General features: G+C 62.9%; 17 protein-coding genes and 7 pseudogenes. 14 read left to right on the top strand and 10 right to left on the bottom strand.

Going from position 1 to position 26,981, the window contains the following annotated elements:
- Window positions 1–37: 37 nt before the first annotated feature.
- Window positions 38–190 (top strand): annotated as a pseudogene (locus OKW30_RS39435) (IS6 family transposase); the annotation flags it as partial.
- Between the two features lie 204 nt (window positions 191–394).
- On the opposite strand, the pseudogene OKW30_RS39430 reads toward OKW30_RS39435, so the two are convergent.
- Window positions 395–1,971, bottom strand: a pseudogene (locus OKW30_RS39430) (IS3 family transposase).
- 63 nt (window positions 1,972–2,034) lie between these two features.
- On the opposite strand from OKW30_RS39430, the pseudogene OKW30_RS39425 reads away from it, so the two are divergent.
- Window positions 2,035–2,748 (top strand): annotated as a pseudogene (locus tag OKW30_RS39425) (SAM-dependent methyltransferase); the annotation flags it as partial.
- A 630-nt stretch (window positions 2,749–3,378) separates the two neighbouring features.
- Here the strand turns inward: OKW30_RS39425 and OKW30_RS39420 are convergent.
- Window positions 3,379–4,809, bottom strand: coding sequence for a GGDEF domain-containing protein (locus OKW30_RS39420; protein ID WP_429349418.1), 1,431 nt, complete (start codon window positions 4,807–4,809; stop codon window positions 3,379–3,381).
- Between the two features lie 459 nt (window positions 4,810–5,268).
- Here OKW30_RS39420 and OKW30_RS39415 point away from each other — a divergent pair, with 459 nt between their 5' ends.
- From OKW30_RS39415 to OKW30_RS39405, 3 genes and pseudogenes are all read left to right on the top strand, one after another.
- Window positions 5,269–5,520, top strand: a complete 252-nt coding sequence (locus tag OKW30_RS39415; protein ID WP_429349417.1) for a type II toxin-antitoxin system Phd/YefM family antitoxin — start codon at window positions 5,269–5,271, stop codon at window positions 5,518–5,520.
- Complete coding sequence (locus OKW30_RS39410; protein WP_429349416.1) at window positions 5,517–5,906, top strand: type II toxin-antitoxin system VapC family toxin; 390 nt, start codon at window positions 5,517–5,519, stop codon at window positions 5,904–5,906. The genes OKW30_RS39415 and OKW30_RS39410 overlap by 4 nt, the downstream gene beginning before the upstream one ends.
- Window positions 5,907–5,994: 88 nt before the next feature.
- Window positions 5,995–6,650, top strand: a pseudogene (locus OKW30_RS39405) (IS5 family transposase); the annotation flags it as partial.
- Window positions 6,651–6,939: 289 nt separating this feature from the next.
- Here the strand turns inward: OKW30_RS39405 and OKW30_RS39400 are convergent.
- Complete coding sequence (locus OKW30_RS39400) at window positions 6,940–7,440, bottom strand: IS110 family transposase (RefSeq protein WP_429349415.1); 501 nt, start codon at window positions 7,438–7,440, stop codon at window positions 6,940–6,942.
- A 111-nt stretch (window positions 7,441–7,551) separates the two neighbouring features.
- Between OKW30_RS39400 and OKW30_RS39395 the strand changes: the two genes are divergently transcribed.
- Together OKW30_RS39395 and OKW30_RS39390 are read left to right on the top strand one after the other, a co-directional pair.
- The gene (locus OKW30_RS39395; protein WP_429349414.1) at window positions 7,552–8,778 is read left to right on the top strand and encodes an ISL3 family transposase; all 1,227 of its coding nucleotides are present in this window, start codon (window positions 7,552–7,554) and stop codon (window positions 8,776–8,778) included.
- A 38-nt stretch (window positions 8,779–8,816) separates the two neighbouring features.
- Window positions 8,817–9,641: an IS5 family transposase gene (locus OKW30_RS39390; protein ID WP_429349413.1), complete on the top strand. Its 825-nt coding sequence runs from the start codon at window positions 8,817–8,819 to the stop codon at window positions 9,639–9,641.
- A 288-nt stretch (window positions 9,642–9,929) separates the two neighbouring features.
- Here the strand turns inward: OKW30_RS39390 and OKW30_RS39385 are convergent.
- Window positions 9,930–10,427: pseudogene (locus OKW30_RS39385) on the bottom strand (Tn3 family transposase); the annotation flags it as partial.
- Between the two features lie 153 nt (window positions 10,428–10,580).
- A complete protein-coding gene (locus OKW30_RS39380; RefSeq protein ID WP_429349412.1) occupies window positions 10,581–10,841 on the bottom strand; it encodes a phosphoribulokinase in 261 nt (86 codons plus the stop codon).
- 114 nt (window positions 10,842–10,955) lie between these two features.
- On the opposite strand from OKW30_RS39380, the gene OKW30_RS39375 reads away from it, so the two are divergent.
- Window positions 10,956–12,425, top strand: coding sequence for a YopJ family acetyltransferase (locus OKW30_RS39375; RefSeq protein ID WP_429349411.1), 1,470 nt, complete (start codon window positions 10,956–10,958; stop codon window positions 12,423–12,425).
- A 208-nt stretch (window positions 12,426–12,633) separates the two neighbouring features.
- Here the strand turns inward: OKW30_RS39375 and OKW30_RS39370 are convergent, their stop codons facing one another.
- Both OKW30_RS39370 and OKW30_RS39365 read right to left on the bottom strand, forming a co-directional pair.
- Complete coding sequence (locus OKW30_RS39370) at window positions 12,634–13,497, bottom strand: IS5 family transposase (RefSeq protein WP_429349410.1); 864 nt, start codon at window positions 13,495–13,497, stop codon at window positions 12,634–12,636.
- Between the two features lie 174 nt (window positions 13,498–13,671).
- Window positions 13,672–14,313, bottom strand: a complete 642-nt coding sequence (locus OKW30_RS39365) for a hypothetical protein (RefSeq protein WP_429349409.1) — start codon at window positions 14,311–14,313, stop codon at window positions 13,672–13,674.
- Between OKW30_RS39365 and istA (OKW30_RS39360) the strand changes: the two are divergent.
- Window positions 14,307–15,029 (top strand): annotated as a pseudogene (istA, locus tag OKW30_RS39360) (IS21 family transposase); the annotation flags it as partial. The gene OKW30_RS39365 and the pseudogene istA (OKW30_RS39360) sit on opposite strands and share 7 nt — an antisense overlap.
- A 462-nt stretch (window positions 15,030–15,491) precedes the next feature.
- Here the strand turns inward: istA (OKW30_RS39360) and OKW30_RS39355 are convergent.
- Entirely contained in the window at window positions 15,492–15,617 is a 126-nt protein-coding gene (locus OKW30_RS39355; RefSeq protein WP_256211476.1) for a hypothetical protein, read from the bottom strand.
- Complete coding sequence (locus OKW30_RS39350; protein WP_176133875.1) at window positions 15,617–15,760, bottom strand: hypothetical protein; 144 nt, start codon at window positions 15,758–15,760, stop codon at window positions 15,617–15,619. The genes OKW30_RS39355 and OKW30_RS39350 overlap by 1 nt, the downstream gene beginning before the upstream one ends.
- Before the next feature lie 66 nt (window positions 15,761–15,826).
- On the opposite strand from OKW30_RS39350, the gene istA (OKW30_RS39345) reads away from it, so the two are divergent.
- The 5 genes and pseudogenes from istA (OKW30_RS39345) to istB (OKW30_RS39325) all read left to right on the top strand — a co-directional run bounded on the left by istA (OKW30_RS39345) (window position 15,827) and on the right by istB (OKW30_RS39325) (window position 20,019).
- A complete protein-coding gene (gene istA / locus OKW30_RS39345) occupies window positions 15,827–17,329 on the top strand; it encodes an IS21 family transposase (protein WP_429345680.1) in 1,503 nt (500 codons plus the stop codon).
- Window positions 17,316–18,080, top strand: coding sequence for an IS21-like element helper ATPase IstB (gene istB / locus OKW30_RS39340; RefSeq protein WP_429345679.1), 765 nt, complete (start codon window positions 17,316–17,318; stop codon window positions 18,078–18,080). Before istA (OKW30_RS39345) ends, istB (OKW30_RS39340) begins: the two co-directional genes overlap by 14 nt.
- Window positions 18,077–18,298, top strand: a complete 222-nt coding sequence (locus OKW30_RS39335) for a hypothetical protein (protein ID WP_429345678.1) — start codon at window positions 18,077–18,079, stop codon at window positions 18,296–18,298. Before istB (OKW30_RS39340) ends, OKW30_RS39335 begins: the two co-directional genes overlap by 4 nt.
- Window positions 18,299–18,399: 101 nt before the next feature.
- Window positions 18,400–19,242 (top strand): annotated as a pseudogene (locus OKW30_RS39330) (Mu transposase domain-containing protein); the annotation flags it as partial.
- Window positions 19,243–19,260: 18 nt separating this feature from the next.
- A complete protein-coding gene (istB, locus tag OKW30_RS39325; RefSeq protein WP_184071868.1) occupies window positions 19,261–20,019 on the top strand; it encodes an IS21-like element helper ATPase IstB in 759 nt (252 codons plus the stop codon).
- Window positions 20,020–20,101: 82 nt separating this feature from the next.
- On the opposite strand, the gene xopAD is transcribed toward istB (OKW30_RS39325), so the two are convergent.
- Window positions 20,102–26,386, bottom strand: a complete 6,285-nt coding sequence (xopAD, locus tag OKW30_RS39320; RefSeq protein WP_429349408.1) for a XopAD/skwp family type III secretion system effector — start codon at window positions 26,384–26,386, stop codon at window positions 20,102–20,104.
- Window positions 26,387–26,981 lie beyond the last annotated feature (595 nt).

Raw genomic sequence — 26,981 nt, 5'->3', positions numbered from 1 at the left:
GGATCCGGCTGACACAAAGTCGCTGATGAGTGAATCGATGAAGATGCCGAACCCGGGGTTGGCCAAGGTGCTGAAGCGCCTGCATTATCCACTGGAAGTGATTCTGACGTGTGTGCGCTGGTACGTCGCGTTTCCACTGAGTCTGCGTCATCTGGAGGAGATGATGGCCGAACGCGGAATCGAGGTCGACCGATGGCGTTCGACCGGAATGCTGGCCGGATCGACGACATGGCACTCAATCAACGGCTTGCGGGTTTCCGTCCATTGCGAACGGAAGAACTACGATGGCCGTTGGTGATCGTGCGAAGCCAGGCACATCGTTGTGAAAAGCGACAGGTATCTCGATATCGAGGTCGGAAATTTTCAAGCTAGTTGTCGCCTCAACGAATAAATTTCAGGCGGCCTTTCGCTCCAGATTGCGGCGTTGTTGATGGATGCCCTGGTCATCGATGCGATCAGGGTTCAGATGCACAGCATCGACGCGCTGCCAGTTGCGCGTGCGGCCCTTCCATCGAAGCGGATTGCGCTGCCGAGCACTCGCGTAAAGCGCCGTGCGTCGTTCCAGAATATCCTGATCGAGGTTGGCATGACGCTGCGCGGGCGTCACAAACCGGATTGCGCTGTGACGATGCTCATCGTTGTACCAGCGCACCAGTGCGCCGACCCAGGTACGTGCGGCCAGCAGGGTATCGAACGCTTTGAGCGGGTAAGCGGGCCGGTACTTCAGGGTCTTGAACAGCGACTCGGAATAAGGGTTGTCGTTGCTCACGCCCGGGCGACTCAACGACGGCATGACGCCCAGCGCCTGGAGGGTGGCGAGCATCGTCGCGCCTTTCATCGGGCCGCCGTTATCCGAATGCAGAATCACCTGGTTGGGCCGTATCGCTTCGCGCGCGCAGAGGTCCCTGAGGACTTCGCTGGCCAGTACGCTGCTTTCCTCGGCATAGACCTGCCAGCCGACGATCTTGCGACTGAAGACATCCAGAAACAGGTAGAGATAAAAATACTGTCCACGGATCGTCGTCGGCAAATACGTGATGTCCCAGGAATACAGCTGGTTCGGCGCGTCGGCGCAAACTGAACGGGGTTTGCTGCGAGCGTGGGCCGGCCGTTCGCTGCGCCGGTGGGCGAGTTGCTTCTCGGCCTTCAGTACCCGGTAGAACGTCGATTCGGAGGCAATATAGCGTTGCTGGTCTGCCAGTCGCGGCACGATCTGGCTTGGCGGCAGATGACCGAATTCGGCCGAGTTCGCGACTGCCAGAAGCTCGGCGCGTTCCTCGGCAGAGAGCTTGTGGCGCGGCTCGTGGTGCCGTAACGAGCGCCCGTCCATCGCGTCAGGCTCGCCCCGCTGCCAGCGCTGAACTGTGCGCGCGCTGAGCCCCAGAATCTCGCACGCGTGCGCCTGCCGAGCCCCGGCCAGGGTCGCCTCGTTGATGAGGCCGATCAATGCCTTGCGCTCTTCAGGGGCCGTCATTCGGCCTCGTCCCCGAGGAGCGCGCGGTACTTTTTTTGCAGCACCAGTAGCGCCGCAGCTTCGGCCAGCGCCTGCTCCTTGCGCTTCAGTTCGCGCCGCAGTTGAACATTGGCCTGCTTCAGATCCCGTACTTCCTGGGCGCTCTCACGTCGGCTACCGGCTGCGCCAACGGCGCAAAAATCCGCTCGCCACTGCGCGAGATGATGCAAAAACAGGCCGCGCTCCCGACACCAGCCGTTCAATGCTTCGTCCGCCAGGCCGTGGCTCTCCTGCAAGGCAATCAGGCGTTCTTCCAGCGACCAGTCTTCCGGACGCCTTGTGTGCCCAGAACTCGAGCTCCGGTTCGCGGCGGCGGTGCCTCTCATCCAATTCCTTAATGTCAGTACGTTCACGTTCAATTCGTCAGCCACGGCGCCAACCGTTCGGCTCCCGCGCTGCAGAACCTTCGACAGCGCCTGCTCCTTGAACTCAACAGAATACGTTTGTTTCGTCTTCAACTTGTACCTCTGACTCTTCTTGATAAGAAAGTTCAGAGGCGACAACTACTATGACGCCGGGGGCATCAACTGGTGACCTACCGCCCGGGAACGATGTCAGCAGGATCGATTTCCGATCTCGAGTACCGAATTTTTGAGAAATTACCCGTTGTACTCGCAACCCGGGAACGTTTTGGAATTTTCCGGCAGCAATTGCAAGCCTTGCTCAGACCGGGCCTTGCTCTGGCATCGGTTCCTTGCGGGTTGATGGATGAATTGCTGTTGCTCGACTATAAGCTGCACCCGGACGTCACTCTGACGGGCATAGATCTGGATCAACTGGCATTGAACGACGCATCCGACCTCGCAGAGGAACGGGGGCTAGCCGGGCGCCTGTCGCTCCGTCTCGAGGACGCATGGACGCCGAATCTGAAAGCCACCATTGACGTACTGACCAGCAATGGTCTCAATATCTATGAACCAGACAATGGCCGCGTTACCGCCCTATATCGCGCGTTCTTCGACATGCTAAAGCCGGGTGGCTCGCTAGTTACCAGTTTCCTTACGCCACCGCCAACTCTGTCAGCAGAATCGCCATGGAAGCTGACGGAAATCGACCAGGAATCGTTGTCGCTTCAGCATCTCTTATTTGTGCGCGTCATTGAGGTGAAATGGAGCGCATTTCGCACCCATGCACAAACCTTGGCACAACTTGAGGATGCCGGTTTTGCCGATATTCGGTTCATCGATGATCGCGCCCGGATGTTTCCCACTGTTATCGCGCAGAAGCCATTCTGACGACTGTTGGAAGAGAGGTCAGCCCAGCACTCTTGATCCGCTGCCGTCGCAACCCTATGCGACCGGATGCTGGCCACCGGGCAGAGGTGAGTTCCGTCAGTTGCAGTTAATTCGAGCCAGAAGCCGCGTCGATTGCAAGCAAGGCGGATTTCGAACAACTGCTCGAACCGTTCCAGGCGCAATCTTGTTGGAATCTTTTGCCAGCATGGGCTTCGGGTCATTCGCTGCGTCCAGAAATCTGGACTTTAGCCGATCTGGCTACTCTGACCTGAAATCCAGTCCGGGCGCGGCTTGCAGACAAACTCCATGGCCGTCGAAAACCCGCAACCAGTTGGGAGAATATCGGCACGCGTGGGACCACATTGCGTGAGTACGGGACCACGTTGTTTGAGAACAGCCCGATTACATCGGCCAGGAACCACATTACGCGAGAATGCCCACGAGCCTGAGCCAAGGTGGGAGTTACCGCCTGCAAGAAACGGATTTTTTCGCACACCTGCGACGTGGTTGCTGTCGAAAACGACCGGGCCAGCCCACTGATCTCCGTGCTCCTGCCTGCTGCGACTGTCCAGACACAGCGTCGTCAGAGGCCGGCGCTGGACGCCCGGTTTCAAATGCAGGCAGCGACAGCTATGCCGCAACCACGCAATTGCGGCCGATGTGCTTGGCCTGATAAAGCCGCTCATCGGCGACCCGGAAGATCGTGTCGATCGTGTCACCGTCGCGGCCGAACTCGGACACACCCACACTGACTGTCACGGGGACGGCCCGCCCGGTTCCGCTGTCGAACGCGGCGCTGGCGATGGCATCCCGGACGCGCTCGGCAATCATCCGTGCCGCCTCCATCGCGGCTTGCGGCAGCAACACCATGAATTCTTCTCCGCCGACCCGGGCCACGCCGTCGTAGGGGCGGATGGCCTCGAGACATTTCTCCACGAAGCGGCACAGGACCTCGTCACCGGCCTGATGGCCGTAGCTGTCGTTGATTTTCTTGAAATTGTCGAGATCGAGTGCCAACAACGAGAACGGTGCTCCGCCGCGCTTGGCCCGCGCGATTTCCGCCTCGACTCGCTGGATGAACTGGCGCCGGTTCGCTGCGCCGGTCAGCGGATCCGTTGCGGCGAGATGTTCGAGCTTCTGATTTGTCCGTTGGAGTTCTTGCAACGCCCGTTCTGTGCGCGCCATCGCCTCGGCAAGCCGGGCCATCAGGTCTTGCTGGCTGTAGATCGTCGAAAATGACCGGGTCGTCAGAAACGCCTGAACGACCCCGTAACTCAGAAGGAAAAAGCCCGCAGCGAAGATCACATGCGCCAGCCACCACATATGATTCCAGGGCTTGCCGAGAATAAACGCGAGCGATGCCAGCGCAAAGGACGTCACCGAGATGCCGAAGATCGCCATCAGCGGTGTGCGGATGCGACGCAGCAACAGCGCCATGACGTTCAGCGTCGAGAACACAAGCGCCCCGCCTTCCATTAACAGGCGCACCGCGAGCGCGCCCGCGATCGGTGAGGTCGCGATGTACGCCACCGCAAGGTCGATCACGGCGAACACGGCAAACCACATCAGCCAGGGACGCGGCTTCGTGCGCCGCTCGACGGCGTGCGGGGGCTCGTTGTAGGACAGTAGCCCGACCAGCAACAGCACCGACATGACGAGACGCGAGGCCGGTCCGTAGAGCAGGAACAGCCAGATATGAGAATGAGCCAGGCCGGTGAATGCGCCATGCAGCGCGTAGACGAGCACAAAGCCGAGAAAGCCCAGCGTCAACCATCGCAGCAGCGGCTCGCCCGACGACATGTAGCAGCGCCACGTCACGTACGTGACAAACAGCCCCTCAAGCGTCGCCGCGGCAATGGCGACCTCGTGGAACAGGTGATTTTCGAACTTGAGGCTGGGGTCCTGGAAAACGGCCAGATAGGCAATCAGATACGCGGGGACCAGGGCAAAGCCGATGAGCAACAAACTGGAATAGATCCGGGTCACGGCCCCGATAATGCGGGGTGGTTCTTCGATCGAAATGGTCGTATTCACGGGCCCGTCTCCGGCAATATTTGCCATATCTTTTGGATACCAGAGCGCCCGCGATCGGCACGGAAGTCCAGCGATCCGCCTGAATAGAGGCACGGAAATCAGCAACCGCCCTGGTAGAAGTAGCGGCATAGCCTATATCATCAGGCAAATAGGAGTATAGGTGTGCGGATTTATCTGGCAAGCCACCCAGAGCGGATAACGCACTCTTTCTTTTATGTCAAATCGCCCGAATGCTGCGCGTGAAAACCCTTGGAGCTTCGCCCATCTGCAGCACGGACTGCGCGACCGGCCCACGTTTCGAACAGCGGTTGAGCTGATGTCAGCGGTCGTAAAGCTTAGCCACCTCACCGCGGGCATGGGCGCGAACACGCCATCTGAGGCAGCGCGCGTGGCAAAGCACCACTAAAGCACCACTTTGAACGTATTGCGGGAGGATAAAGTTTTGGATAAACTAAGTTCACTAAACTAAGTTCATATGGTGCTGCCATGCGTATTTACAACATTCACGATGCCAAGACCAATCTGTCGCGGCTAATCGAGGAAACCGTGAACGGCGGCGAGCCGTTCGTAATCGCTAAGGCCGGCAAGCCATTGGTCAAGGTCGTGCGCGTCGATGCCGAAGCCGCAAAGCCGCCGCGGCGCATCGGGTTCCTAAAGGGGCAAATCAAAGTACCCGCAGATTTCGACACTATGGCAGCGGACGAGATCTGCGACATGTTTGAGGGTAAGACAAAGTGAGGCTGTTGCTCGATACTCATCTGTTGGTCTGGGCTGCGGCTGACGATCCTAGCTTGTCGAACGAAGCGCGCGCTGCCATCGAGGACGCCGACAACACCCTCTACTTCAGCGTCGCCAGCATCTGGGAAATTGTCATCAAAAGCGCACTGGGCCGTGAGGACTTTCAGGTCGATGCGCGCGTTCTTCGCAGGAACCTGCTTGATGCTGGTTATGAAGAGCTGTCGATTGAAGCACAGCATGCGTTCGAAGTTGCGGCCCTCCCGCCTCTTCACAAGGACCCGTTCGACCGGCTCCTCGTCGGTCAAGCGATGGCAGAAGGAATCGTGTTGTTGACCCACGATGACCAGATAAAGCGATACGACTTCGCGCCAGTACGGTACGTCTAGCAGGTTGCGGAAATACCTCGCGCGGAAGTCATCGCGACGGATAGTAAAAGCGTTGATATGAGAAGCTCACCCGACCCCCAAGGAGATCATGCGCGGCGCCGACACGTTCACCGAAAGTCTGTTTTCCGTGCGTAAGCTGACGATTTCGTTCCGGACTCGCATCCGCTGCGCTCGATTCGCGTCATGGCGAATGAGGCGCTGGCGAAGATGGACCGGTTGTTCGCCGGAATGTATGAGGCTGACATCAAGGGCGGCCGGCCGAGCATCGCGCCAGAGAAACTGCTGCGGGCGATGCTGCTGCAGGTGCTGTACAGCATCAGGTCCGAACGCCAGCTCATGGAGCAAACGCAATACAACCTGCTTTTTCGATGGTTTATCGGCCTGTCGATGGACGATTCAGTGTGGGTGCCGACGGTGTTCACGAAGAACCGCGAGCGTTTAATCCGGCACGACGCGGTGGTCGAATTCTTCAACGAAGTGCTGGCCATCGCGCAGAAGAAGAACTGGTTGTCGGGCGAGCACTTCAGCGTGGATGGCACGCTGATCCAGGCGTGGGCGGGGCACAAGAGCTTTGTGCGCAAGGACAGTGACGACAGCGATAACGACGGCGGCAGTGGCGACGGCGGCTTCAGGGGTAGCAGGCGAAGCAACGAGACGCACGAATCCAGTACCGATCCCGATGCACGGCTTTACCGCAAGGGCAAGACGGCTAGCGAACTGCGTTACATGGGCCACACGCTCAACTGGTTGTATATGAACGCGTCCCGATTGCGCCAGTGTTTCGTGTGTTCCGACATCGACAGGATGGGTTGCAGCTGTATATCCGGCCTTGTTGCAGCCGATACTGTCGCTGCGGGCCCCGATGAAATCCGCTGACTCACGCCTCATTGCGGGTACCAGCTCGAAGCTCGGCAACCAGTTCAGGTTTAGTGAGTCCCGGTCCGACCTGTCTTGTCATCTCACGCGATTGCCAACGCAACTTTTCGACATCCACCCTGTGTTAAACGTTAATCTTCTACGTTTCGGCCGCCGCTCAGACGGGCTTCATGCTCACGTACCCTTTTTCATACGATCGGTCATGAGCGAGCACCGCCCAGATCGTCCGTGCCATCTTGTTCGCCAAAGCAGTCACCACCACGTTTGGTGGTCGCCGTTTTTTCATCTGCTCAACCCACGGACCAGGGTCCTTCGCGCGCGTCAGCACGGCCCGCGCGCCGTGGATCAGTAGCGTGCGCAGGTAGGTGTCGCCCCTCTTGCTGATCCCGTGCAGGTTCACCTTGCCGCCCGAACCGGTCTGCTTCGGCACAATTCCGACCCAGGCCGCAAACTCGCGCCCCGATCTGAACGCCTTCGGATCTCCGATCATCGCGACCGCAGCCGTCGCCGTCAGCAGGCCCACGCCCGGAATTTCGATGATCGCCTTCACTGCCTTGTCTTCCTTCTTCCACTCCCGCAACCGCCTCTCGATCGTCGCGATTTCTTCGTCCATCTTTTCGCCTCTTTTGAAACCCGAGTGGGTGATTTGGCGGGTCAAGGGCGGGCGTGAGCCCGGCGCAGCGAACCCTTGAGGCGCCCTGAACCGACAAGCTGGTGCATGGCTGGTTGCGGCAGAATGCGGCAACCAGCCATGCGAGACGAAGCGAACATGACGAATCAACTCTTTGAAGCCGCCTTGGGAATCAAGGCCCCGTGGTACGTGCAAGGCGTCGACTTCGACACGGCCAAACGGCAGCTCACGATTGCCGTGGACTTTGTCGCTGGCAGCCGCTTCGCCTACCCCGGGGTCGCCGGTGAGCACCCAGTGCATGACACGCAAATCAAGCGACTGCGCCACCTGAATTTCTTCCAGCACGAGTGCTATCTGGAAGTGCGGGTACCGCGAGTGCGCTTGCCGGATGGCGCGGTACGGCTGGTGGAACCCGACTGGGTCGGCCAACTCGACGGCTTCACGTTGCTGTTCGAAGCGCTGGTGCTGATGCTGGCGCAGCAGATGCCGTTTGCCGCGGTGGCACGCATCGTCAATCTGTCGTGGCACCGCGTGCACGCCATCTGTTCGCGCTATGTGGAACTCGCGCTCGCGTCGGCGAACCTGTCGGACGTGAGCACGGTAGCTATTGACGAAACCTCGTACCGGCGCGGCCACGAGTATCTGACGCTGGTCGCCGACATGCAGGCGCGACGGGTCGTGTTCGTCACGCCCGGGCGTGACGCGAAGACGATTGAAGGCTTCGCGGCATATCTGAGCCAACACCACGGCACGCCCGAGCAGGTCACCTCGGTGAGCATCGACATGTCGCCCGCCTTCATCAAAGGCGTGGGCGAACATCTGCCCAATGCGCGGCTGACGTTCGACAAGTTTCACGTCGTCGCCCACGCGTCCAAGGCGCTTGATACGGTGCGCCGCCAACAACAGAAAGCCGACCCACAACTTAAAGGGATGCGCTGGACGCTGCTCAAGGACGCCAACAAACTGAATCTGGCGCAATTGACCGACCTCGAGGCGCTGCTCAGGCAGTACGCCACCAAGCGCACCGCGCGCGCATGGCTGTATCGCGAGCAACTGCGCGAGATTCTCGAGCGCAAGCAAATCCATGTCGTCTCCGAGATGTTGCGGCAGTGGTGCACCAACGTCATGCGCTCGAAAGTCGAGCCGATGAAGGACGTCGCGCGTCTGATTCGTCGGCACTTCGACGGCATCGTCGCCTGGACTCAGACGCGCCAGACCAACGGCTTCATCGAAGCAATCAACGGCTTGTTTCAAGCGGCCAAGCGAAAGGCTCGCGGCTACACGCGCTTCGCGACGATGCGCACGGTCCTCTTTCTCGTTGCTGGCAAGCTCGATTTCTCCGGCTTCAACCCGCATGCCTCGTGAGCCCCGTTACCCACTGCATTTTCAAAAGAGCCACAAGATTGCGCCTGGAGCAGTTCGAGCAATCTGTCTGGCCGCATCTGAGCCTGGACCGTCGCGGACCTCGCCCCACGCTGGCCTTGCACAAGATCTTCAACTACATCCTGCAGGCGCTGTACATGGGTTGTCAATGGAAGATGCTGCCGATCGACAGGAATGCAGAAGGTCACCCTGAAATCCACTATACGCGCATTTACCGCACGTTTCGTCGCTGGCAGGCCGATGGTTGTATCGATGCCATCTTTTTTTCGGGCTCGGTGCAGCAGCTTCATCAGGACCAGCTGCTTGACCTTTCGGTCATCCACGGCGACGGTACCACGACGGCGGCGAAGAAAGGCGGCGACAATCTCGGGTATAGCGGGCACAAGCATCTGAAGGGCGACAAGGTGGTAGCCTTGTGCGATCGCAACTGCAACGTCATTGCACCATTCATCAGCGCTCCCGGCAACCGCAACGAATCACCGCTGTTGCGCGACGCGCTGCCAAGCCTCACCGCCATGGCCCGCGCCATTGGCGCGGGCCTGCACGGTTCAATCGTCAGCCTGGATGGCGTCTACGACTGCAGGGCCAACCGCAAGGCGATCTTCAATCGCGGCATGACCCCGAACATCCCCGAGAATCCGCGCGGACGCAAAACACCGAAGCGAGGCCGCAAGCAGCGCTATGATCCGGCCATCTTCGAGGAGCGCTTCAGGACCATTGAGCGGGTCTTCGCCTGGGAGGACAAGTTCCGCCGTCTGCTGCTGCGCTTTGAGCGCATCAGTGACGTTCACTATGCGTTCAAGACGCTTGCCTATACGATGATCAACCTGCGCCACTACTGCTGAACCAGCGCGGGGCTCGCACTTCACTGACGGCGCCATGCGCCATGATCGCTCACGCCTGTTGCGCTCGCATTCCTGATCATAATGTACACCTCGATATCGAGATACCTGTCGTTTTTCACAACGATGTGCCTGGCTTCGCACGATCACCAACGGCCATCGTAGTTCTTCCGTTCGCAATGGACGGAAACCCGCAACCAGTTGGATCGTAGAAGACGGACATCGGCTGATGGAATCAGGTTAACATTGTGAGCGGCAATCTTACGCGGGCCAGTCACTCGAGTGACGCCATCAGCCTTCGAGCGGGTCTACGGTTTCGCGCAGAATCCGGCTCCAGTACGCCCGATCGGCGTAGTAGGCCGCGAGCGCCTCGATATCGATGCTCGAGCCGGTCGGGCTGAATTCAAACGATCCGAACAGGTTGATGTGCTGCCAGGCGACGGGCGACACGCGGCGCATCAGCTTCATCGCGTCGTGGTCATCGGCCGCTCGTTTCTGTTCATAGACGCGTGAGAGCAGTTCGGTATTGTAGTAGATGATCGCGTTGGCGATCAGGCGCGCGCATTCATTCCAGAGTTGCTGCTCGGCTTCGGTGCGGACACGCATTTTTCCGCCGTTCACGTAAGCAATGGCGCGGCGCAGGCGGTGGTAGGCTTCACCCCGGTTCAAGGCTTTCTGGACGCTCTGACGCAGACCGACATCGTCGATGAATTCGAGGATATAGAGCGTACGGCACAAGTTATCGAGCTCCCACAACGCTTTCTTTGTCTGATTCTGGCGGGCGTAGCTGTAGCTGCTTGCATTCGAAACTGGCCGTGCTTGCAATCGACGACGATTCCTGCTTAGAATAACTGCAACTGACCGGACGCGCGTGCTTGGATTATCTGCGACTGTGCTCGCTTTCCATCGCCGCGTGCTCACATTATCTGCAACTAACGGAAGTCAGATCGGCAGCCCGGTCGCGAGCATCTTGTCCCGCAACGTCGCGGTCCGCACCGGGTCCAGTGAATTACTGAAGAGCGCCTTGATCTCCGCCGGTTTGGCGTCGAACTGCTCCACGAGGTCTTTGACGCGATAGCCGTGACGGGTCAGGGTCGGCTCCAGGTCGTCAAGCTGACGCGACAACAGGGACTCGACCAGCGCAGCTGAAACCGGCTTCTCGGCAGTGAGGTACCCGGACTCGAACGCCAGAGCCAGATGCAACCGGATTACGGGCGAAGCACGGCTTCGAGACAGACGCGAGTCGCGTTGGAACGCTCTTTCCACGGCCCGTTACCAAGCGATCAACCGGTACGTATAGGCAGAGAGAAGCGAATCATGGAAATCAATCCGACCTCGCGTTTTCACGTGGACGTCGACCGTCCGGAGGGCGATCGCGGCGTCGAGAGCCGGACGTCGGAAGCTGCAGCGCAGTTTCGCGAGCCCGCACGTCCTATCACCGGATCGATGCTGGCGTCGCTCGGCAGATTTGCAGCCACGAGACACGGTGCCGGTTCGCCAGAGCACGCGGAACCAAGCATGCGTCGCCTGTCGCCGCCTGCTTCGCCAGGGCCCAGTCTGCGACGCCAGAACGCATTGAACAAGAAGGCGGTGCAGTCGCTGTTTGGCCCGGACCATGCACAAGGTTCGTCGTCTTCAGGCACCGCGCCGCCGTCGCCGCTGCGAGTCGGTACGGAAGCGAAAACGCGCGAGCGGGGGAAGTCCTTGTGTCCCTCCCTCGAATCCTTGAAACGGCACGCGATATCGTTCGTGCGTCCGTCGAAGGACAAACACCTGCCGCCGCGTCTACGCGCGAAGATCGCCGCGGTAGAACAGGCGCTGCTCCATGCGAGCGGCCCGTTGCGCGACTACGCCGAGGAGGCCGTCGCCCGCGTGCGTCGGCGCGCTCCGAACGCGCCGTCGATCACCACCCTCGATATCGCGCATCTCGGCGCCATGGCTGAGGTCGAGAACCAGCGCAATCCGGGATTGAACCTGCACCGGTTCGAACATCAGGACGAATTCGTCGATGTACTGCGAGCCGATGGGCCTGCGTCGTTCCGCGCCGTCTTCCCGCTGTCGATGCCGCTCACCGGCAAGCCTGGTGATCATTATGTCATGGCCGACATGCGCAGGCACCCGGGCCAGCCGCCGAGCATCGTTATCACCGAATCCGCGATCATCTTTGCAGAGGTTATGCCCGAGTCGAATCAGTTGGCCAAGCACAACCGCCTGCTTGACGCGCTGGAGAACGCCGGCATGGACCTCTCTCGTGTGGCCGTCATCGAAACCTCCGCGCAGAAATCGATCGACGACTGCGTAATGTTCTCGCTTCATTACGCGATCAAGGCACATAAGAACGCAGCCGAGTTCGATGTGTTGCACAGCCGCTTGCAACAAGGCAGCACCCCGGATGCCTCGGGAACGTCGCGACGGTCCACGTCGCTGGCGAGCCTCGAGGACACCTTTCGCGCGAAGCTGTTGACAGCTCACGCCGCGCACGGGGCCGACGTCTTGCCCGCAGATTTCTTCAAGCACGCCGCATCATTGCAGCAAGCGGAGCAACTGGTGAGACGACCGGACCGACGCGTGGCCGGGCCGGTCAACAGCGCGACCCACGCGAAACGCGAGACGCTGCCCGAGCGCAACCAGGCCTTCCGCGTACTGCGGCTGAAAGATCCTACGAAGAACGACGGCGAAACCACCCACTTCAGCGCATCGATCGACGGCTTCCGGCTGCAGGAAATCGAGCGGGCGCTCACTGCCGCCGCGGGCCAACCGGTCGCCGTGTCGAAGGTCTACGCGTAATCAGCCAACTGGTTGCGGGTTTCCGTCCATTGCGAACGGAGAAGAACTACGATGGCCGTTGGTGATCGTGCGAAGCCAGGCACATCGTTGTGAAAAGCGACAGGTATCTCGATATCGAGGTGTACATTATGATCAGGAATGCGAGCGCAACAGGCGTGAGCGATCATGGCGCATGGCGCCGTCAGTGAAGTGCGAGCCCCGCGCTGGTTCAGCAGTAGTGGCGCAGGTTGATCATCGTATAGGCAAGCGTCTTGAACGCATAGTGAACGTCACTGATGCGCTCAAAGCGCAGCAGCAGACGGCGGAACTTGTCCTCCCAGGCGAAGACCCGCTCAATGGTCCTGAAGCGCTCCTCGAAGATGGCCGGATCATAGCGCTGCTTGCGGCCTCGCTTCGGTGTTTTGCGTCCGCGCGGATTCTCGGGGATGTTCGGGGTCATGCCGCGATTGAAGATCGCCTTGCGGTTGGCCCTGCAGTCGTAGACGCCATCCAGGCTGACGATTGAACCGTGCAGGCCCGCGCCAATGGCGCGGGCCATGGCGGTGAGGCTTGGCAGCGCGTCGCGCAACAGCGGTGATTCGTTGCGGTTGCCGGGAGCGCTGATGAATGGTGCAATGACGTTGCAGTTGCGATCGCACAAGGCTACCACCTTGTCGCCCTTCAGATGCTTGTGCCCGCTATACCCGAGATTGTCGCCGCCTTTCTTCGCCGCCGTCGTGGTACCGTCGCCGTGGATGACCGAAAGGTCAAGCAGCTGGTCCTGATGAAGCTGCTGCACCGAGCCCGAAAAAAAGATGGCATCGATACAACCATCGGCCTGCCAGCGACGAAACGTGCGGTAAATGCGCGTATAGTGGATTTCAGGGTGACCTTCTGCATTCCTGTCGATCGGCAGCATCTTCCATTGACAACCCATGTACAGCGCCTGCAGGATGTAGTTGAAGATCTTGTGCAAGGCCAGCGTGGGGCGAGGTCCGCGACGGTCCAGGCTCAGATGCGGCCAGACAGATTGCTCGAACTGCTCCAGGCGCAATCTTGTTGGAATCTTTTGCCAGCATGGGCTTCGGGCCATTCGCTGCGTCCAGAAATCTGGACTTTAGCCGATCTGGCTACTCTGACCTGAAATCCAGTCCGGGCGCGGCTTGCAGACAAACTCCATGGCCGTCGAAAACCCGCAACCAGTTGATCTTGTTTGTCGCGCGCCTCTCATCCAGATCCCCGCGCCATACACCAGAGCCGCGCGGCCTCACTTCTGAGCTCTGGATGGCCTCGGCCATAGCGGCTGGAAATGGTTTGGGGTGTGCAGGATATGCACAAGCCGGCCTTGCTGACCCAGGATCGGATGCGCTGTCACCGTGCCTTGCAGGTCAGTAATGACCTGAATGCGCAGACCGAACCTTTGCGTGAGCCACGTCCCCGCTCCGCCGTAAATGTCGATCTCCTCATTGCGCCGAGCTGCGCCCCTGTTAATCAGAGCGTTTCGCAAGTGCTGCAGCTCTTCGGGTTGCGTCTGCTGCATTTCCTGTCCGTGCCCGCTCCTTATGTTGCGGGCGAGCTGCACAACCGTGTCCAGCAGGCAATTGTTTTCCCGGCCGCTGGCCACCCCCACATCGGCGCTGATTTGCTCAAGAAGCGATTGAAGATCGGAAGACACAGGACCACTTGGTAGAGGGGCGATTTCCTGTACCAGCGTGGCAGTGAATATTCCACGCCAAAGTGAACAGGGATTCCACGGCAAAAAGAACACGAATTCCACGGCAAAGTTAATGCCGATTCCACGGCAAAAAGAACAGGGTTTCCACGCCATCGCGAACACGGTTTCGGGGTGGCGGCGACGCGGGTCAACGGTGGCACGATCGACAGTTTTGTCGGGAGTGCCGAATGGCAAATGTCAGGTTGACCATGCGCAAAATCAGGGAAGTGCTGCGGCTGCATTTCGAGTGTGACCGCAACCAGAGGGAGATCGCCGACGCGGTCGGTGCCTCGACAACGACGGTGTGGCATTACCTGCGCCGCACGCGGCTGGCGGGGCTGGGCTGGCCCCTGCCACCGGAACTGCTGACGGACGACGCGGCGCTCGAGGCGAGACTGTATCCGCCGCCGGCACGGCGCGAGCCAACGCGCGGCATGCCGGACTGGCCGGCGGTGCATCGCGAGATCGGCAGGAAAGGCGTCACGCTCGATCTGCTGTGGCAGGAATACAAGGCGCAGCATCCGGACGGCTGCGGCTATAGCTGGTTCTGCAAGGCTTACCAGGAATGGGCGCAGCGGCTTCCTGTCACGATGCGGCAAACGCACGTGCCGGGCCAGAAGCTGTTCGTCGACTACTCGGGCAAGAAGCTCGGCATCATCAATCCGGACACCGGTGAAGTCCGCGAGGCTGAACTGTTCGTCGCCGCGCTCGGCGTGTCCGGTTTTACCTTCGCTGAGCTCACCTGGACCCAGCAGTTGCCCGACTGGATCGGCTCGCACGTGCGCGCCTTCGCGTTCTATGACGGCCTGGTCGAGATCCTGGTGCCCGACAATCTAAAATCGGGCGTCCACAAGCCGGGGTTCTACGATCCGGACATCAATCCAACCTACCAGGAAATGGCCTGTGAATGGCGGTCGGAATCCGACATTGGATGGCGGCGTCGGACAGCCGGGCGACGCGATTGCTGTTCAGCCCGGCGACTCTGGGACGTTTCATGAGGCTCACATTCGGGTGCGTCGGAGGGAGCCCGTAGGGCGAGCGCAGACGCACCGGGGATGTTCGGTTCGGCAGGGGGATGACGCGGGAATCGGGATGCGGTAGAAGAACGACTACAACTGACCGCCGAAGAAACAGGCCCGACACCGGTCCTAACCGCCAAGTTCATTCCAGTGTCGAGCCCCACACGCGCACAACGGGGTACGGGTGCCGGGCCAGTATGGCACGGCTGATCCGCCTCGTCGATTCCGCTTCGGCATTGACGGGGACTGCCGATGCCGGCCACTGGCCGCCTCTTTCTGTGCGCCCGCTGCCGGGCGCAGGTCGTCGTGTGCCGCCGTTGCGATCGCGGCCAGATTTACTGCGGTGGCGACTGCTCACAGGCCTCGCGCCGCGCCCGCCTGCGCGAGGCTGGCCAACGCTATCAACTCAGTCGTCGTGGCCGCTTTGCACATGCCGAACGGATGCGTCGCTATCGTCAGCGCCTCAATAAAGTGACGCATCAGCGTTCCCCGACACCCGTCGCCAATGCTCTACTGCCACTGACTTCGACGACGACGGCCACCGCATCGACATCCACTGTCGCCGCGCCCGGATCGACGCCTTGCTGCTTCTGTCGCCGCATCTGTTCGGGCCTTGTACGCATCGGGCCACTGCGCCGTCGGGTCTTCCGTGATGTTCGTACTACTACTGACAGAACAGGAAACGACCCATGACCATTGGAGCTGAACTCGAGGCGCAGATCCTGCGCTATTACCACGTGGAGAAGTGGCGTTGCGGCACCATCGCGCGCCAGTTGCGCGTGCACCGCGGCACCGTCCAGCGCGTGCTGGCCCAGGCCGGCCTGCCCAGGATTGGCGCCGTGCAGCGAGCCTCACAGATCGATGCTTACCTGCCGTTCATCCACGAGACGCTAAAGAAGTTTCCCTCGCTCACGGCCAGTCGCCTGTATGCGATGGTGTATGAGCGCGGCTACCGGGGCAGTCACCACCACTTCCGGCACCTGATCTCGCTGCACCGGCCACGCCCGGTACCTGAGGCTTACCTGCGCCTGCGCACGCTGCCCGGGGAACAGGCGCAGGTCGATTGGGCCAGCTTCGGTCACCTGCAGATCGGTCGGGCACGACGACCGCTGATGGCCTTCGTGATGGTGCTGTCGTGGTCACGGCAGATCTATCTGCGCTTCTTCCTCGATGCCCGTATGGACAGTTTCCTGGCAGGACATGCCGGCGCCTTCGAAGCATGGTCCGGGGTCCCCAGGGTTCTGCTTTACGATAACCTGCGTAGCGCCGTGCTTGAGCGTCAGGGCGATGCGATCCGCTTCCACCCGACATTGCTCGCGTTCGCCGCGCATCATCGTTATGAGCCTCGTCCGGTGGCTGTCGCACGGGGCAACGAGAAGGGGCGCGTTGAACGGGCAATCCGCTTTGTACGCGAGAGCTTCTTTGCCGCTCGCAGATTCACGGACCTCGACGATCTCAACGCCCAGGCGGCAATCTGGTGCGCGGGACCCGCTGCTGAGCGGCCCTGCCGCGAAGAACCCATGATCACCGTGCGCGAGGCCTTCGGGCGCGAACAGCCCAGCCTGCTCACGTTGCCGGAGAATCCGTACCCGTGTGAGCTGCTTCTCGCCGTGAAGGTCGGCAAGACGCCCTACGTGCGCTTCGACCTGAACGACTATACGATCCCGTATACCCATGTGCGACGCACGCTCACGGTACGAGCTGATCCCCGGCGCGTACGCATTCTCGACGGCGCCGATCTGCTCGCCACCCATGAACGCAGTTACGATCGCGGCGCGCAGATCGAGATTGCCGCACACATCGATGCGCTCGTCGCAAGGAAGCACGAGGCCCGTCACCATCGCGGTCTTGATCATCTGGCCCGGGCTGCGCCGGCCAGCCGGACCCTGATGCTGCACGCCGCTGAGCGTGGCGGCAATCTGGGCAATATCACCACGCACCTGCTGCGACTGCTCGACCGCTATGGCCCGGCCGAACTGCAGGCCGCGATCGAGGAAACCCTTGCCAGCGACGCGGCGCCTCATCCCAATCCGGTACGTCTGGCGCTTGAGCGCCGGCGCGAGGCACGGCAGGCCCCGCCGCCAGTCACCCTCATCCTGCCCGAACACGTGCGCAACAAGGACACGCTGGTGACACCACACCGGCTCGACATCTACGACCAGCTTGCGGGAGGCGCCGATGAACACGCCTGAGAACCTTCATGGGCGCGCGAACGCCCTGCGTCTGTACGGACTGCTCGCGCATTGGACCGATGTGGCCGCCGAACAGTGGGTCGCGCCGCTGTTGCAGTGGGAAGAGGATGAGCGCGCCCGCCGATCACTGGAGCGACGTATCCGCGATGCCCGCCTGGGCAACTTCAAGCCGCTGTGCGACTTCGACTGGAGCTGGCCCACGCGCTGCGACCGGCTTGCCGTTGAAGAGTTGATGTCGCTCGGGTTCGTCAGGGATACCGCCAACGTCGTGTTGATCGGCCCGAATGGTGTCGGCAAGTCAACCCTCGCGCTCAATCTCGCCTATCAGGCGCTCGTGCACGGTCACACCGCGCTGTTCACTACCGCCGGTCAGATGCTCGGCGAACTGGCCGCACTGGACAGCGATTCGGCGCTGCGTCGACGCCTGCGCCGCTATGCATCCCCTGACGTCCTGGTGATTGATGAGGTCGGTTACCTCTCGTACTCAAACCGCCACGCCGATCTGCTGTTCGAACTGGTCAGCCGCAGGTACGGATCGGCAAGTACCGTGGTCACAACCAACAGACCGTTCTCCGAATGGCACGAGGTGTTCCCGAACGCCGCCTGTGTCGTCTCGCTCGTTGACCGGCTGGTCCATCGCGCCGAAGTCATTGCCATCGAGGGCGAGTCCTACCGGGTCAAGGAAGCGCGCGAGAGGGCCGAGCAACGCGCCAGCAGACGCAGTAGCGCGCGTGCGGAGAAGAAATCATGAAGCGCCTGGCACACCTGCCTTCGGGCATCACCCGTGGGCTCGACTTCCTGATACCGGACAACTGGTCGCCGGAACAGGCGCTCGCCGTCGTCGAACTCATCGGGGATCTGCGTGCCCGGATCTGCATGCACTATGACCTCGCCCTGCATGACCTGCTGCACGAACAGCATTCCCCTCCCGAGGATCCCAATCTCAACGACATCGGCGATCCATTCTGATTGGGACCGGCCACCCCGACCGAGGCCGTCAACGGCGCTTCATTGTTGACGGTCCTGGTGAACCTTGTGCCGCCATTTATGTGCGGATTTACGCCGCCGTCAACATGGCCAGGCATTACTCCGTGGCTGTGATCCCGGCTCGCAGTAAAAAGCCGAGGGACAAGCCGAAAGCAGAGCTGTCGGTCCTCCTGGTGCAGAGATGGGTCCTCGCCCGCCTGCGCAACCAGCGCTTCTTCAGCCTGGGCGAGGCCAACCGGGCGGTCGCCGCGTTACTGGGCGATCTGAACAACCGGCCCTTCAAGAAACTGCCCGGCTCCCGCCGTAGCGTCTTCGACGAAATCGATCGTCCGGCACTCAGGCCCTTGCCCGAGCAGCCCTATCAGTACGCTGAGTGGAAGGTCGCGCGTATCGGCCCTGACTATCACGTTGAACTTGATCAGCACTATTACTCGGTCCCATATCGCTACGCGCGCGAACAGGTCGACGTGCGCCACACGATCAACACCGTCGAGATCTTCCATCGCGGCCAACGCATTGCCGCTCACGGCAAAAGCGCTCGCCGTCGCTACCACACCACGATCGACGCGCACATGCCGCCGGAGCACCTGGCGGTCGCCAAGGGCTGGGACCCGGAGCGGCTGCGCAACTGGGCCGCCGACATCGGCCCGCATACGGCGGCTGTCATCCAGCACCTGCTGGGTGCCCGCAAGCACCCCCAGCAGTCGTATCGCACCTGCCTGGGTGTGCTGCGCATGGGCAAGGATTACGGACGCGACCGGCTCGAAGCTGCCTGCCGCCGCGCGATCGATCTGAAAGCGCCGAACTACAGGTTCATTGACTCGACGCTGAAGAACGGCCTGGACCGGGAGCCCGAACCTGCCACCGGGCAGGCCGACCTGCCGCTTGTGCATGCCAACGTGCGCGGGCCTTCGTACTACCACTGAAGCTGAAAGGGAGTCTATATGCTGCATCATCCCACTGTCGACAAACTGCACGCGCTGCGCCTGCCCGGCATGGCGGCGGCGCTTGCCGAGCAACAGTCCCAGGACGGCATTGACCGACTGGGCTTTGAAGAACGTCTGGGGCTGCTGGTCGAGCGTGAATCCAGTGAACGTGACTCGCGACAAACGGCGGCCCGGCTGCGCCGGGCCAGACTGAAGGTCCCCGACGCTTCGCCCGAGGACATCGACTATCGCACCGCCCGCGGCCTGGACCGGGCGCTCACCGCCCGACTGCTGACCGGTGAGTGGCTTCGGGAGAGGCAGAACCTGATCCTGGTTGGCCCGACCGGGCTCGGCAAGAGTTGGTTGGGTTGCGCCTTCGCCATCCAGGCGTGCCGCCAGGGGTTCTCCGCCTGCTATCTGCGCGTGCCGAAACTGAACGAGGAACTGGCGATCGCACACGGCAGCGGGCGCTACGCGCGATGGCTCGCCCAACTTGCCAAGACGGATCTCGTGATTCTCGACGATCTGGCAATGGCGCCGCTGACTGATTCCGCGCGGCGCGATCTGCTTGAGGTTCTTGACGACCGTCACGGGCACCGCTCCACGCTCGCTACCTCCCAGATCCCGGTGGACCACTGGCATGAGGCGATCGGCGAACCCACTGTCGCCGACGCGATCCTTGACCGGCTGGTGCACAACGCTCATCGCATCACGCTCGCGGGCGAATCGCTGCGCAAGACGCGCAGTCGATTGACCGCAAAGCCGCAGTCCGAGTAAAAAGGTAAAGGTCCCGCGTCGCTGCGCTCCGTTTGTTCGCGATGGCGTGGAATCCTTGTTCACTTTGCCGTGGAATCACGATTCACTTTGCCGTCGAATGGCTGTTCTCTTTGCGTGGAATACGCATGGCAGCCAGTCCAGATTCCCGTGCACGCTCGTCAGCACGCCCGGGGTTGCCGCGCCTCCGGTCAATGCCAACGACATGGCGGGGAGCCGGAGCCCGGTGCGCCGTTGCAGGCTCGCCCCCCTGACGACCAGCGGCTGTCCCACCAGACGGCGGGTTCATCGGGCCGCCCTGGGCCTGGTGCGCCGTTGCTGATTCCCGATAGCCGACGAAGGACGCGATCATCCCGATATGCGGGGGACGCCCTACGCCTTTCGCCGCGCTGCGCAGCGTTTCCAGATGCGCCTCCTTGCCCGGGTCTTGGGGCGGCAGTGCGCGCATCCGTTCGTAAGTCCTGTGGGTGCGCAGCTTGCAATGGAGACTGTCGGGAGTATGAAACTGGATTTCCCAGTCGCCCCCGCCGTCTTTATCAGTGGCGTGCATATTGACGTTCAGGCCGGCATAGCTGGTCTGCTCCGCAGTGAAGCCGTTGTTCACGCGCATGACTGTCATGCCGTCGCCTTGCAGACTGGAAAGAATCCCCTGCGCGGCCTGCACGAAGCCCTCCGGTTTGAGAATGACCTCGTAGCGCAGAGCGTCGCGTACCCGCACGGCCGCTTCCTGCGGTGTGCCCAGGCGCTGATCGCGCTGCAGCAGGGCAATCTTGTCCGCAATCTTTTTCGGCTTTTTGAAGATGAACTTGCGCCAGTCCCCGCCCGTTCCGTCCTCGCGCAGCTTCGCGCCATGGAGGGCCAGCGCTCGCTGCAGCGATGGCGACACCGCGCTTTCGATACGCCTGGCGCGCATCTCGATCTGACTGGCCAGCCCCACAAGGGCCACGGGCTCGCCCTGCACCGCTGGCGCGGGGGGCCTGGGCCGAACCATCAACTCCGCTTCTGGCTTCCAGTCCTCGATTTCCTCCACCCCCGGTGGAACGGCTAACAGGCAAAAGGCCTCGCGCGCCGGGCTGAGCAGCGACCAGATGGTGTCCTGGGCGGCGCCCTCCTGTCTCTTTCGTTGCGCCTCCTTGTACAGGTCCTGGTGCTGCTCCTTGCATCCGAACGTTTCCACGGTATGGAACTGGATTTCCCATGCGGGACCGTCCGGACCCTGCAGCGTGACACTTACGGCCCGGAAAGCGCTGCTTTTCCGGTTGAAGTGATTGATACGCTGGATCATGGCATACCCTTGCCCATCGAGTCCCGCAAGAATCTGCCGATAGTGCGCCACAAACGTCTGCCTGGGTAGCACCACGCTATAGCGCAGCGCATCGTTGACCCGGGCGCTCGCCTGGGCCAGATCCAGCTGCGGCTCTCCGCCGATCAACCTCCTCAGCTTGGCCCCCAGCGATCCCAGCGACTTGAGCCGGTGCTGCTCGCCCGCCAGACCGGCCTGCTCGGGCTCATGTCCGCGCACACCGCACCCCTCCAGAGCTGCCCGCAGCAGCGCCGTGATCCGCGGCTCGGCCCACTGGGCGCGTTCATTGAGCACCCGTGCCTCCCGCTCAAGCGCCTCCTGGGACACCGTCCGCGCCCGCTCGGCCGGCGTGGCCGGTACGCCGAGCAGCCCGGCCTGCTGCAGCGCCCGCACGGCGTCTTCCATGACGCCCGCAGCCATCGTGGGCATCTGCCGCAGCACTGTCTGCGCCCGCTGCGGATCGAAGCGCCCATCCCGTATTTCTGCCACCGTCTGCTTGCTGTACGGTACCTGCCGCAAACGGTCGGGGTAGTGGCGTTCGACCATCTCGCAGTGCTCGATCACGCTCGTAAAAAGATCCGTGCCCGTGTCCGACTTCAGCGCGTCGGTGCCCACCTTCACCGCCACTGTAAAGAGATTGCGCATGGACAGTTCAGGTTCGCCCCGCACCAGCCCGGGTTGCCCGCCGGGAAACTGCGCACGCGACAGACGGCACACCGGGTAGTTGTCCAGGACCGCGTGGATACGCCCGGCCGTGTCGCCGGCCTGTCCATAGGCGCTGCCCAGCGCCGTGAATCGCTGCGCCAGCGCGGGCGGCAGCGGCGGTGCCTGGGCCCGGTCCGTGCCCAGTTGCCCGCTCAGCGCATGCAGCAGGTGCGCCGCCTCGTGCGCCTGTGGTTCATGGGCCCGCTCAATGGCCTCATACGCCTGCGTCTGCAACTGTTGCAAGGACGGCGCATCCTCGTCCTGGCTGAGCAGCTTGCGCAACCCGTTGCGCAAATCACGCTCCACCCCGTCGTAGGTGCCGAACATCATGCTTCGCGCCATGGCCTCGCGCAGCTCATCCGGTTGCGCAAGAAAGCGCATGGCCAGCGTGCTGGCTTGCCCGAGCAGTGCCCCGCCGCGCTGCTCGGCCAGGATTTCGCGCGCCCGTCCGGGATGGTAACGCCCCTGTTCATCGAGGGCCGCGTGGGCGGTCTTCGGCGGCTTGAACGAACGCTCGGCACCTCGCCGCTCGCGGCGCCCAGCCATCTCGCGACGGATATGCGCCGCCAGCGCCGGATAGCCCGCATACACGAACGCATCGTCCCCGTCCGTGTCCATGTTCCGCGTGCGAAGCTCCGCAATCGGAATCGCCCCGAGTCGCCCCGGCAACAGCACGTCCTTGACCCGCAGGCTGCCCGTGCTGAGCATCCGCTGCGGTAGCGCGGCGCGCTCGCGCCCGTGCTTCCAGCGCGACAGCGTCTTCAGGTCCTCCCGCGAACACGCCAGATGCAGCTCAGGATGGTCCGGCGACCAGTATCCCTGCGGGGCAATGATCAGCATGCCCTTGCTGTGAAGCATGTCGGCCGCCGTGGCCGAGTCGTCATCGAAACCGGTATAGCTGTACTGGATGGCAAAGCACTCGTCCAGAAACTGTGCCGTAACATCGCCCTGCCCGGGCGTAACCACCTGCCCGAGCGCAATTGGCAACAGATTTTCCTTGTCGTACGGCGGCTTGCCCACCAGCACATCGTCCTGCAACCTGCCGAAGCCCGGCAGGGGAATCGACGGCAGATACAGCCTGTCGTCTGCCGAGGGCACCGCGCGGATACGCCGTCCCAGATAACCACCGCTAACCGCCAGCTGGTACAGCGTCAGGCGATCCACCGCTTCCGGCAACAACTGCGGCCCCGCAGCGCCAGCATTCCGACCCCGGTCCTGCTCGTGCAAGCCGTCCAGTCTGTGCTTCATTGCCTCACGGGCTTCGGCCAGCGCCGCCTCGTCTCGCGGGAAATGCATCAATGCCTGCGGGGGCATCGTGTTGAACCCCGGCTCCCGACCCTCCACCAGCTTTCTCTGCGCCTCACTGCCACGTCCAGCCCTGACCGCCTGCCATGCCTCGATATGCTCGCGCACCACCGGAATGCGCATCGCCACGTCCCATCTGAGCAACCCACAGCCGTCATTCGGGCATAGCGCGATGCGCTCGCCCTGCGGCCCCGACAGCCTGAAGGCATGCTCTGCTCCAGGCAAGTCCTCAAACCAGCCAAGCCGCAACGTGCCCTCCACCACATGGTCGCGCGGCACCCTCTCCGTCAGCGCCCGTTGCATGCGCGACCAGTCCTCGCGCTGGGGCGCCAGTTTCTGCGTCAGGTCCATGAACGCACAGCCCGGCACACTGTCGGCATACCGCACCGCCGGCAGCACCGACGGGGGCGCGCCACGGCCCGCGGCGATGTCCCTGGCCTGTTTGCTCCGTCCGCGCGTCAGGCGGCTGCCGCCAAACATGTCGAAGCGCCAGGGCTCGCCCTGATACTCGAAGGTGCGCGCCAGCATGAAGCCGCTTAGCGCGCCCGGCAGGCGCACCTCCACCAGAGGCAAGCCGGTCAGGCGGGCATGGAACGAGTAGGCAGGCTGCGCCGGGTCGGACGACGCGTTCGGCTCCAGAACCCGTCCCTGCAGATCCACCGTGACATGCGCGGTGTCGCCCACGCCCGGCTCCGGCGGCCGCACCTCACCTGCGGCTGTGCGCAGGCTCTCATGGCGGTCAGCCAGATCGAACCGGCTGGGCGCATGACGCGCCGTGAGGGCCGCCCGATGCTCGCCGCTGGACAGCCGAAGATCCAGCGCGTCCAGGATCTCGTCGTCCGCCTCGATCTGCGCAATCAGGTTCCAGCTCTTTTCCTGCAGGTCCGCTTCGATGAGCGGGCGCGTCCTGTCCAGCGTGTCCTGCACCCAGTTCTTCAGGGCCTCCCGGCGCGTCTTCACGGACGGGCGATCACCCTCGATGTAAGGCCGCTTCCACTGGTGGGCGACCAGGCTGTACGCCTTGAGCACCTGATACATGGACAATGCCGGACAGCGGGTGCCGCACGCTTCATCGCCGTCCCTCAGGCGCAGCGCCGCACCGGCACCTGCCCCGGGGGCCTGACGCAGATACGCGTCGATCTTGCGCGCCACCACCGGCTGCAGCGCATTGAACGTCTGCAGCGCAGACACCCGGTGGCGCCGCAACTGCGCGCTGCGCGCCAGCGGAAGCAGTCCCATGCACAGGTTGCCCACGCTCTCCAGCGGTGCGTCGCGCAGCCGCCCGTCGCGGCACAGCGCCTGTACACGCCCGAGCGCCGCCGTGCCGATCGGTCGCAGCGCGTCCTGCATCCGCAATTGCCCGAAGGCCTTGAGCAGCGTACCCACGGCGGCGCCGGCGGCGCGTTCGAAACGTTCGGGGCGCAGTTCCAGATGCACCGCCACCCCCCTGAGTACGCTGCGCGCGCGTTCGGCGTCCCGGTCTTCGGCCCGCCCGAGTCGGGCGAGCGCGTTGGCGATCTGGCCGATCTGGCCCATGTCGAACGCGTTCCATGGCAGCGGGGGGCGGCCCGGGCGTGCCGCCAAAAGCCAGGCCGCCTCGCGGGCCCAGTCCTCGTCCGGCCACTTCGACAGGGCGCCGAGCGCGTTGGCCACTTCCTGCGCATTCATCGACTCGCGCAGCCGTACGTCCGCATCCGCATCCGATGCCAGGCGCCCGGCCAGCCGCAGCGCCGCAGCGCGGGCCCAGTCCTCATCGGGCCACTTCGACAGGGCGCCGAGCGCGTTGGCCACTTCCTGCGCATTCATCGACTGGCGCAGCCGCGCATCCGCATCCCCATCCGATGCCAGCCGCCCGGCCAGGCGCCGCGCCGCAGCGCGGGCCCAGTCCTCGTCCGGCCACTTCGACAGGGCGCCGAGCGCGTTGGCCACTTCCTGCGCATTCATCGACTCGCGCAGCCGTACGTCCGCATCCGTATCCGATGCCAGCCGCCCGGCCAGGCGCCGCGCCGCGTCGCGGGCCCAGTCCTCGTCCGGCCACTTCGACAGGGCATTCAGGGCGTTGGCCACAGCCTGCGCGTCCATCGACTCGCGCAGCCGCGCGTCCGCATCCGTATCCGATGCCAGCCGCCCGGCCAAGCGCCGCGCTGCGTCGCGGGCCCAGTCCTCGTCCGGCCACTTCGACAGGGCGCCGAGGGCGTTGGCCACGGCCTGCGCATTCATCGACTGGCGCAGCCGCGCGTCCGCATCCGTATCCGATGCCAGCCGCCCGGCCAGGCGCCGCGCCGCAGCGCGGGCCCAGTCCTCGTCCGGCCACTTCGACAGGGCGCCGAGGGCGTTGGCCACGGCCTGCGCATTCATCGACTGGCGCAGCCGCGCGTCCGCATCCGTATCCGATGCCAGCCGCCCGGCCAGGCGCCGCGCCGCAGCGCGGGCGTCGGGCTCATCGGGCCACTTCGACAGGGCATTCAGGGCGTTGGCCAGATCCTGTGCGTTCATCGACTGGCACAGCCGCGCATCGCTTGCGACGCGCCTGGCCAGGACCCGCATTTCGCCCTGCACCTTACTATCGTCAGACCACTTGCTCAGGGCATTCAGCAGATTCGAAACATCCCGGGCGTCCAGCGTCCTGATCAGGCCGCGCGATCGGAGATGCCCGACAAGACCCGACACCGCCTCGCGGCACGTCCCGTGCTGCCGCGCCTTGGACAGCGCATTGCCCAGAAGGGCTGCTTCCCGCGCTCTGAGCCCGTCCAGCGCGCCCGGCCTCAGCACTTCGGTCGCGATGCGTTGCAGTGCCAGCCGGCAGACCTCACGATCGGCATACTTGCACAGCTTGTTGGCAAGGTGTGCATAGCTTGCAGCCGGCGCGCCCCGGTACCGGTCGGTGTCTACAAGACGATCCGCCACCCATTCGACAGCCTTGCTGACTTCTCCGGGTCGCGAACCGTGTTCGCCCCCGTAGCGCAAATAATGATCCAGGGAGCGCACGTTGTCGCCGGCATGCCCCGGGCGCGAAAAAACCCGCTCCCGCCCGTAGCCGGTGCGCTGAGCCAGCACGTTATCTCCTGGTTCACGCGGGCCGATGCGCCCCCGTGTGCGGTCCCTTTCATCCAGCACTTCAATCGGATCGCGCGCCGTTCGCTTGCGCGATGGGCCCGTCGCCTCGACCTGGGGTCTCCCGATACCGCTTCGGGCAAAAGCCGGCCGACGCGGGTAGCCGGGCAGGTCGCGCGTGCCCGGCGGCCACGACGGGGGACCTGTGTGGCCCCTGCGGGGCGCATCGTCCGCCGTCCTGTCGGATACTGGCCACTCGCGCCGGCGCAAAGCGCGCAACGCATGCCCGGCGGTATCCTCCCCGCCCTGCGCCCGCGAAGAGCGCGCCCCTTGCCGTTGAGGTTCAGAATAAGGCTGCATCCTGCGCGCCTGGCGATGCGCGCCCGGCCCTTCTCGCCGGGGCAACATGTCAAGGGCCGTGCCGGTGCGCCGGGCCGCAGGTTCCGGCCGCGACGTCTGGGACCGTCCGGGTGCAGGCTCGGCGACGTTCCCCTCGCCATCCACGTCGGGATTCACTGGGCTGTCAATTCTCATCGCTGCGCGACATCTTCTGGGCTCTGTGGCTCGGAAATTTTCAAGCTAGTTGTCGCCTCAACGA

Source organism: Paraburkholderia sp. Clong3 (assembly GCF_050436485.1).
In the GTDB taxonomy this organism is placed as follows: Bacteria; Pseudomonadota; Gammaproteobacteria; order Burkholderiales; family Burkholderiaceae; genus Paraburkholderia; species Paraburkholderia tuberum.
Note: the sequence above shows the minus strand (reverse complement) of the source record. Positions and strands in the feature narration are given on the sequence as shown.

Excerpts from the sequence above, each read along its gene's own strand:
- OKW30_RS39420 (WP_429349418.1), bottom strand. The coding sequence starts at position 4,809 with ATGGCAAATATTGCCGGAGACGGGCCCGTGAATACGACCATTTCGATC.
- OKW30_RS39415 (WP_429349417.1), top strand. The coding sequence starts at position 5,269 with ATGCGTATTTACAACATTCACGATGCCAAGACCAATCTGTCGCGGCTA.
- OKW30_RS39395 (WP_429349414.1), top strand. The coding sequence starts at position 7,552 with ATGACGAATCAACTCTTTGAAGCCGCCTTGGGAATCAAGGCCCCGTGG.
- OKW30_RS39375 (WP_429349411.1), top strand. The coding sequence starts at position 10,956 with ATGGAAATCAATCCGACCTCGCGTTTTCACGTGGACGTCGACCGTCCG.
- OKW30_RS39370 (WP_429349410.1), bottom strand. The coding sequence starts at position 13,497 with ATGGCCCGAAGCCCATGCTGGCAAAAGATTCCAACAAGATTGCGCCTG.
- OKW30_RS39355 (WP_256211476.1), bottom strand. The coding sequence starts at position 15,617 with ATGCGTCACTTTATTGAGGCGCTGACGATAGCGACGCATCCGTTCGGC.
- OKW30_RS39350 (WP_176133875.1), bottom strand. The coding sequence starts at position 15,760 with ATGCGTACAAGGCCCGAACAGATGCGGCGACAGAAGCAGCAAGGCGTC.
- istA (WP_429345680.1), top strand. The coding sequence starts at position 15,827 with ATGACCATTGGAGCTGAACTCGAGGCGCAGATCCTGCGCTATTACCAC.
- istB (WP_429345679.1), top strand. The coding sequence starts at position 17,316 with ATGAACACGCCTGAGAACCTTCATGGGCGCGCGAACGCCCTGCGTCTG.
- OKW30_RS39335 (WP_429345678.1), top strand. The coding sequence starts at position 18,077 with ATGAAGCGCCTGGCACACCTGCCTTCGGGCATCACCCGTGGGCTCGAC.
- istB (WP_184071868.1), top strand. The coding sequence starts at position 19,261 with ATGCTGCATCATCCCACTGTCGACAAACTGCACGCGCTGCGCCTGCCC.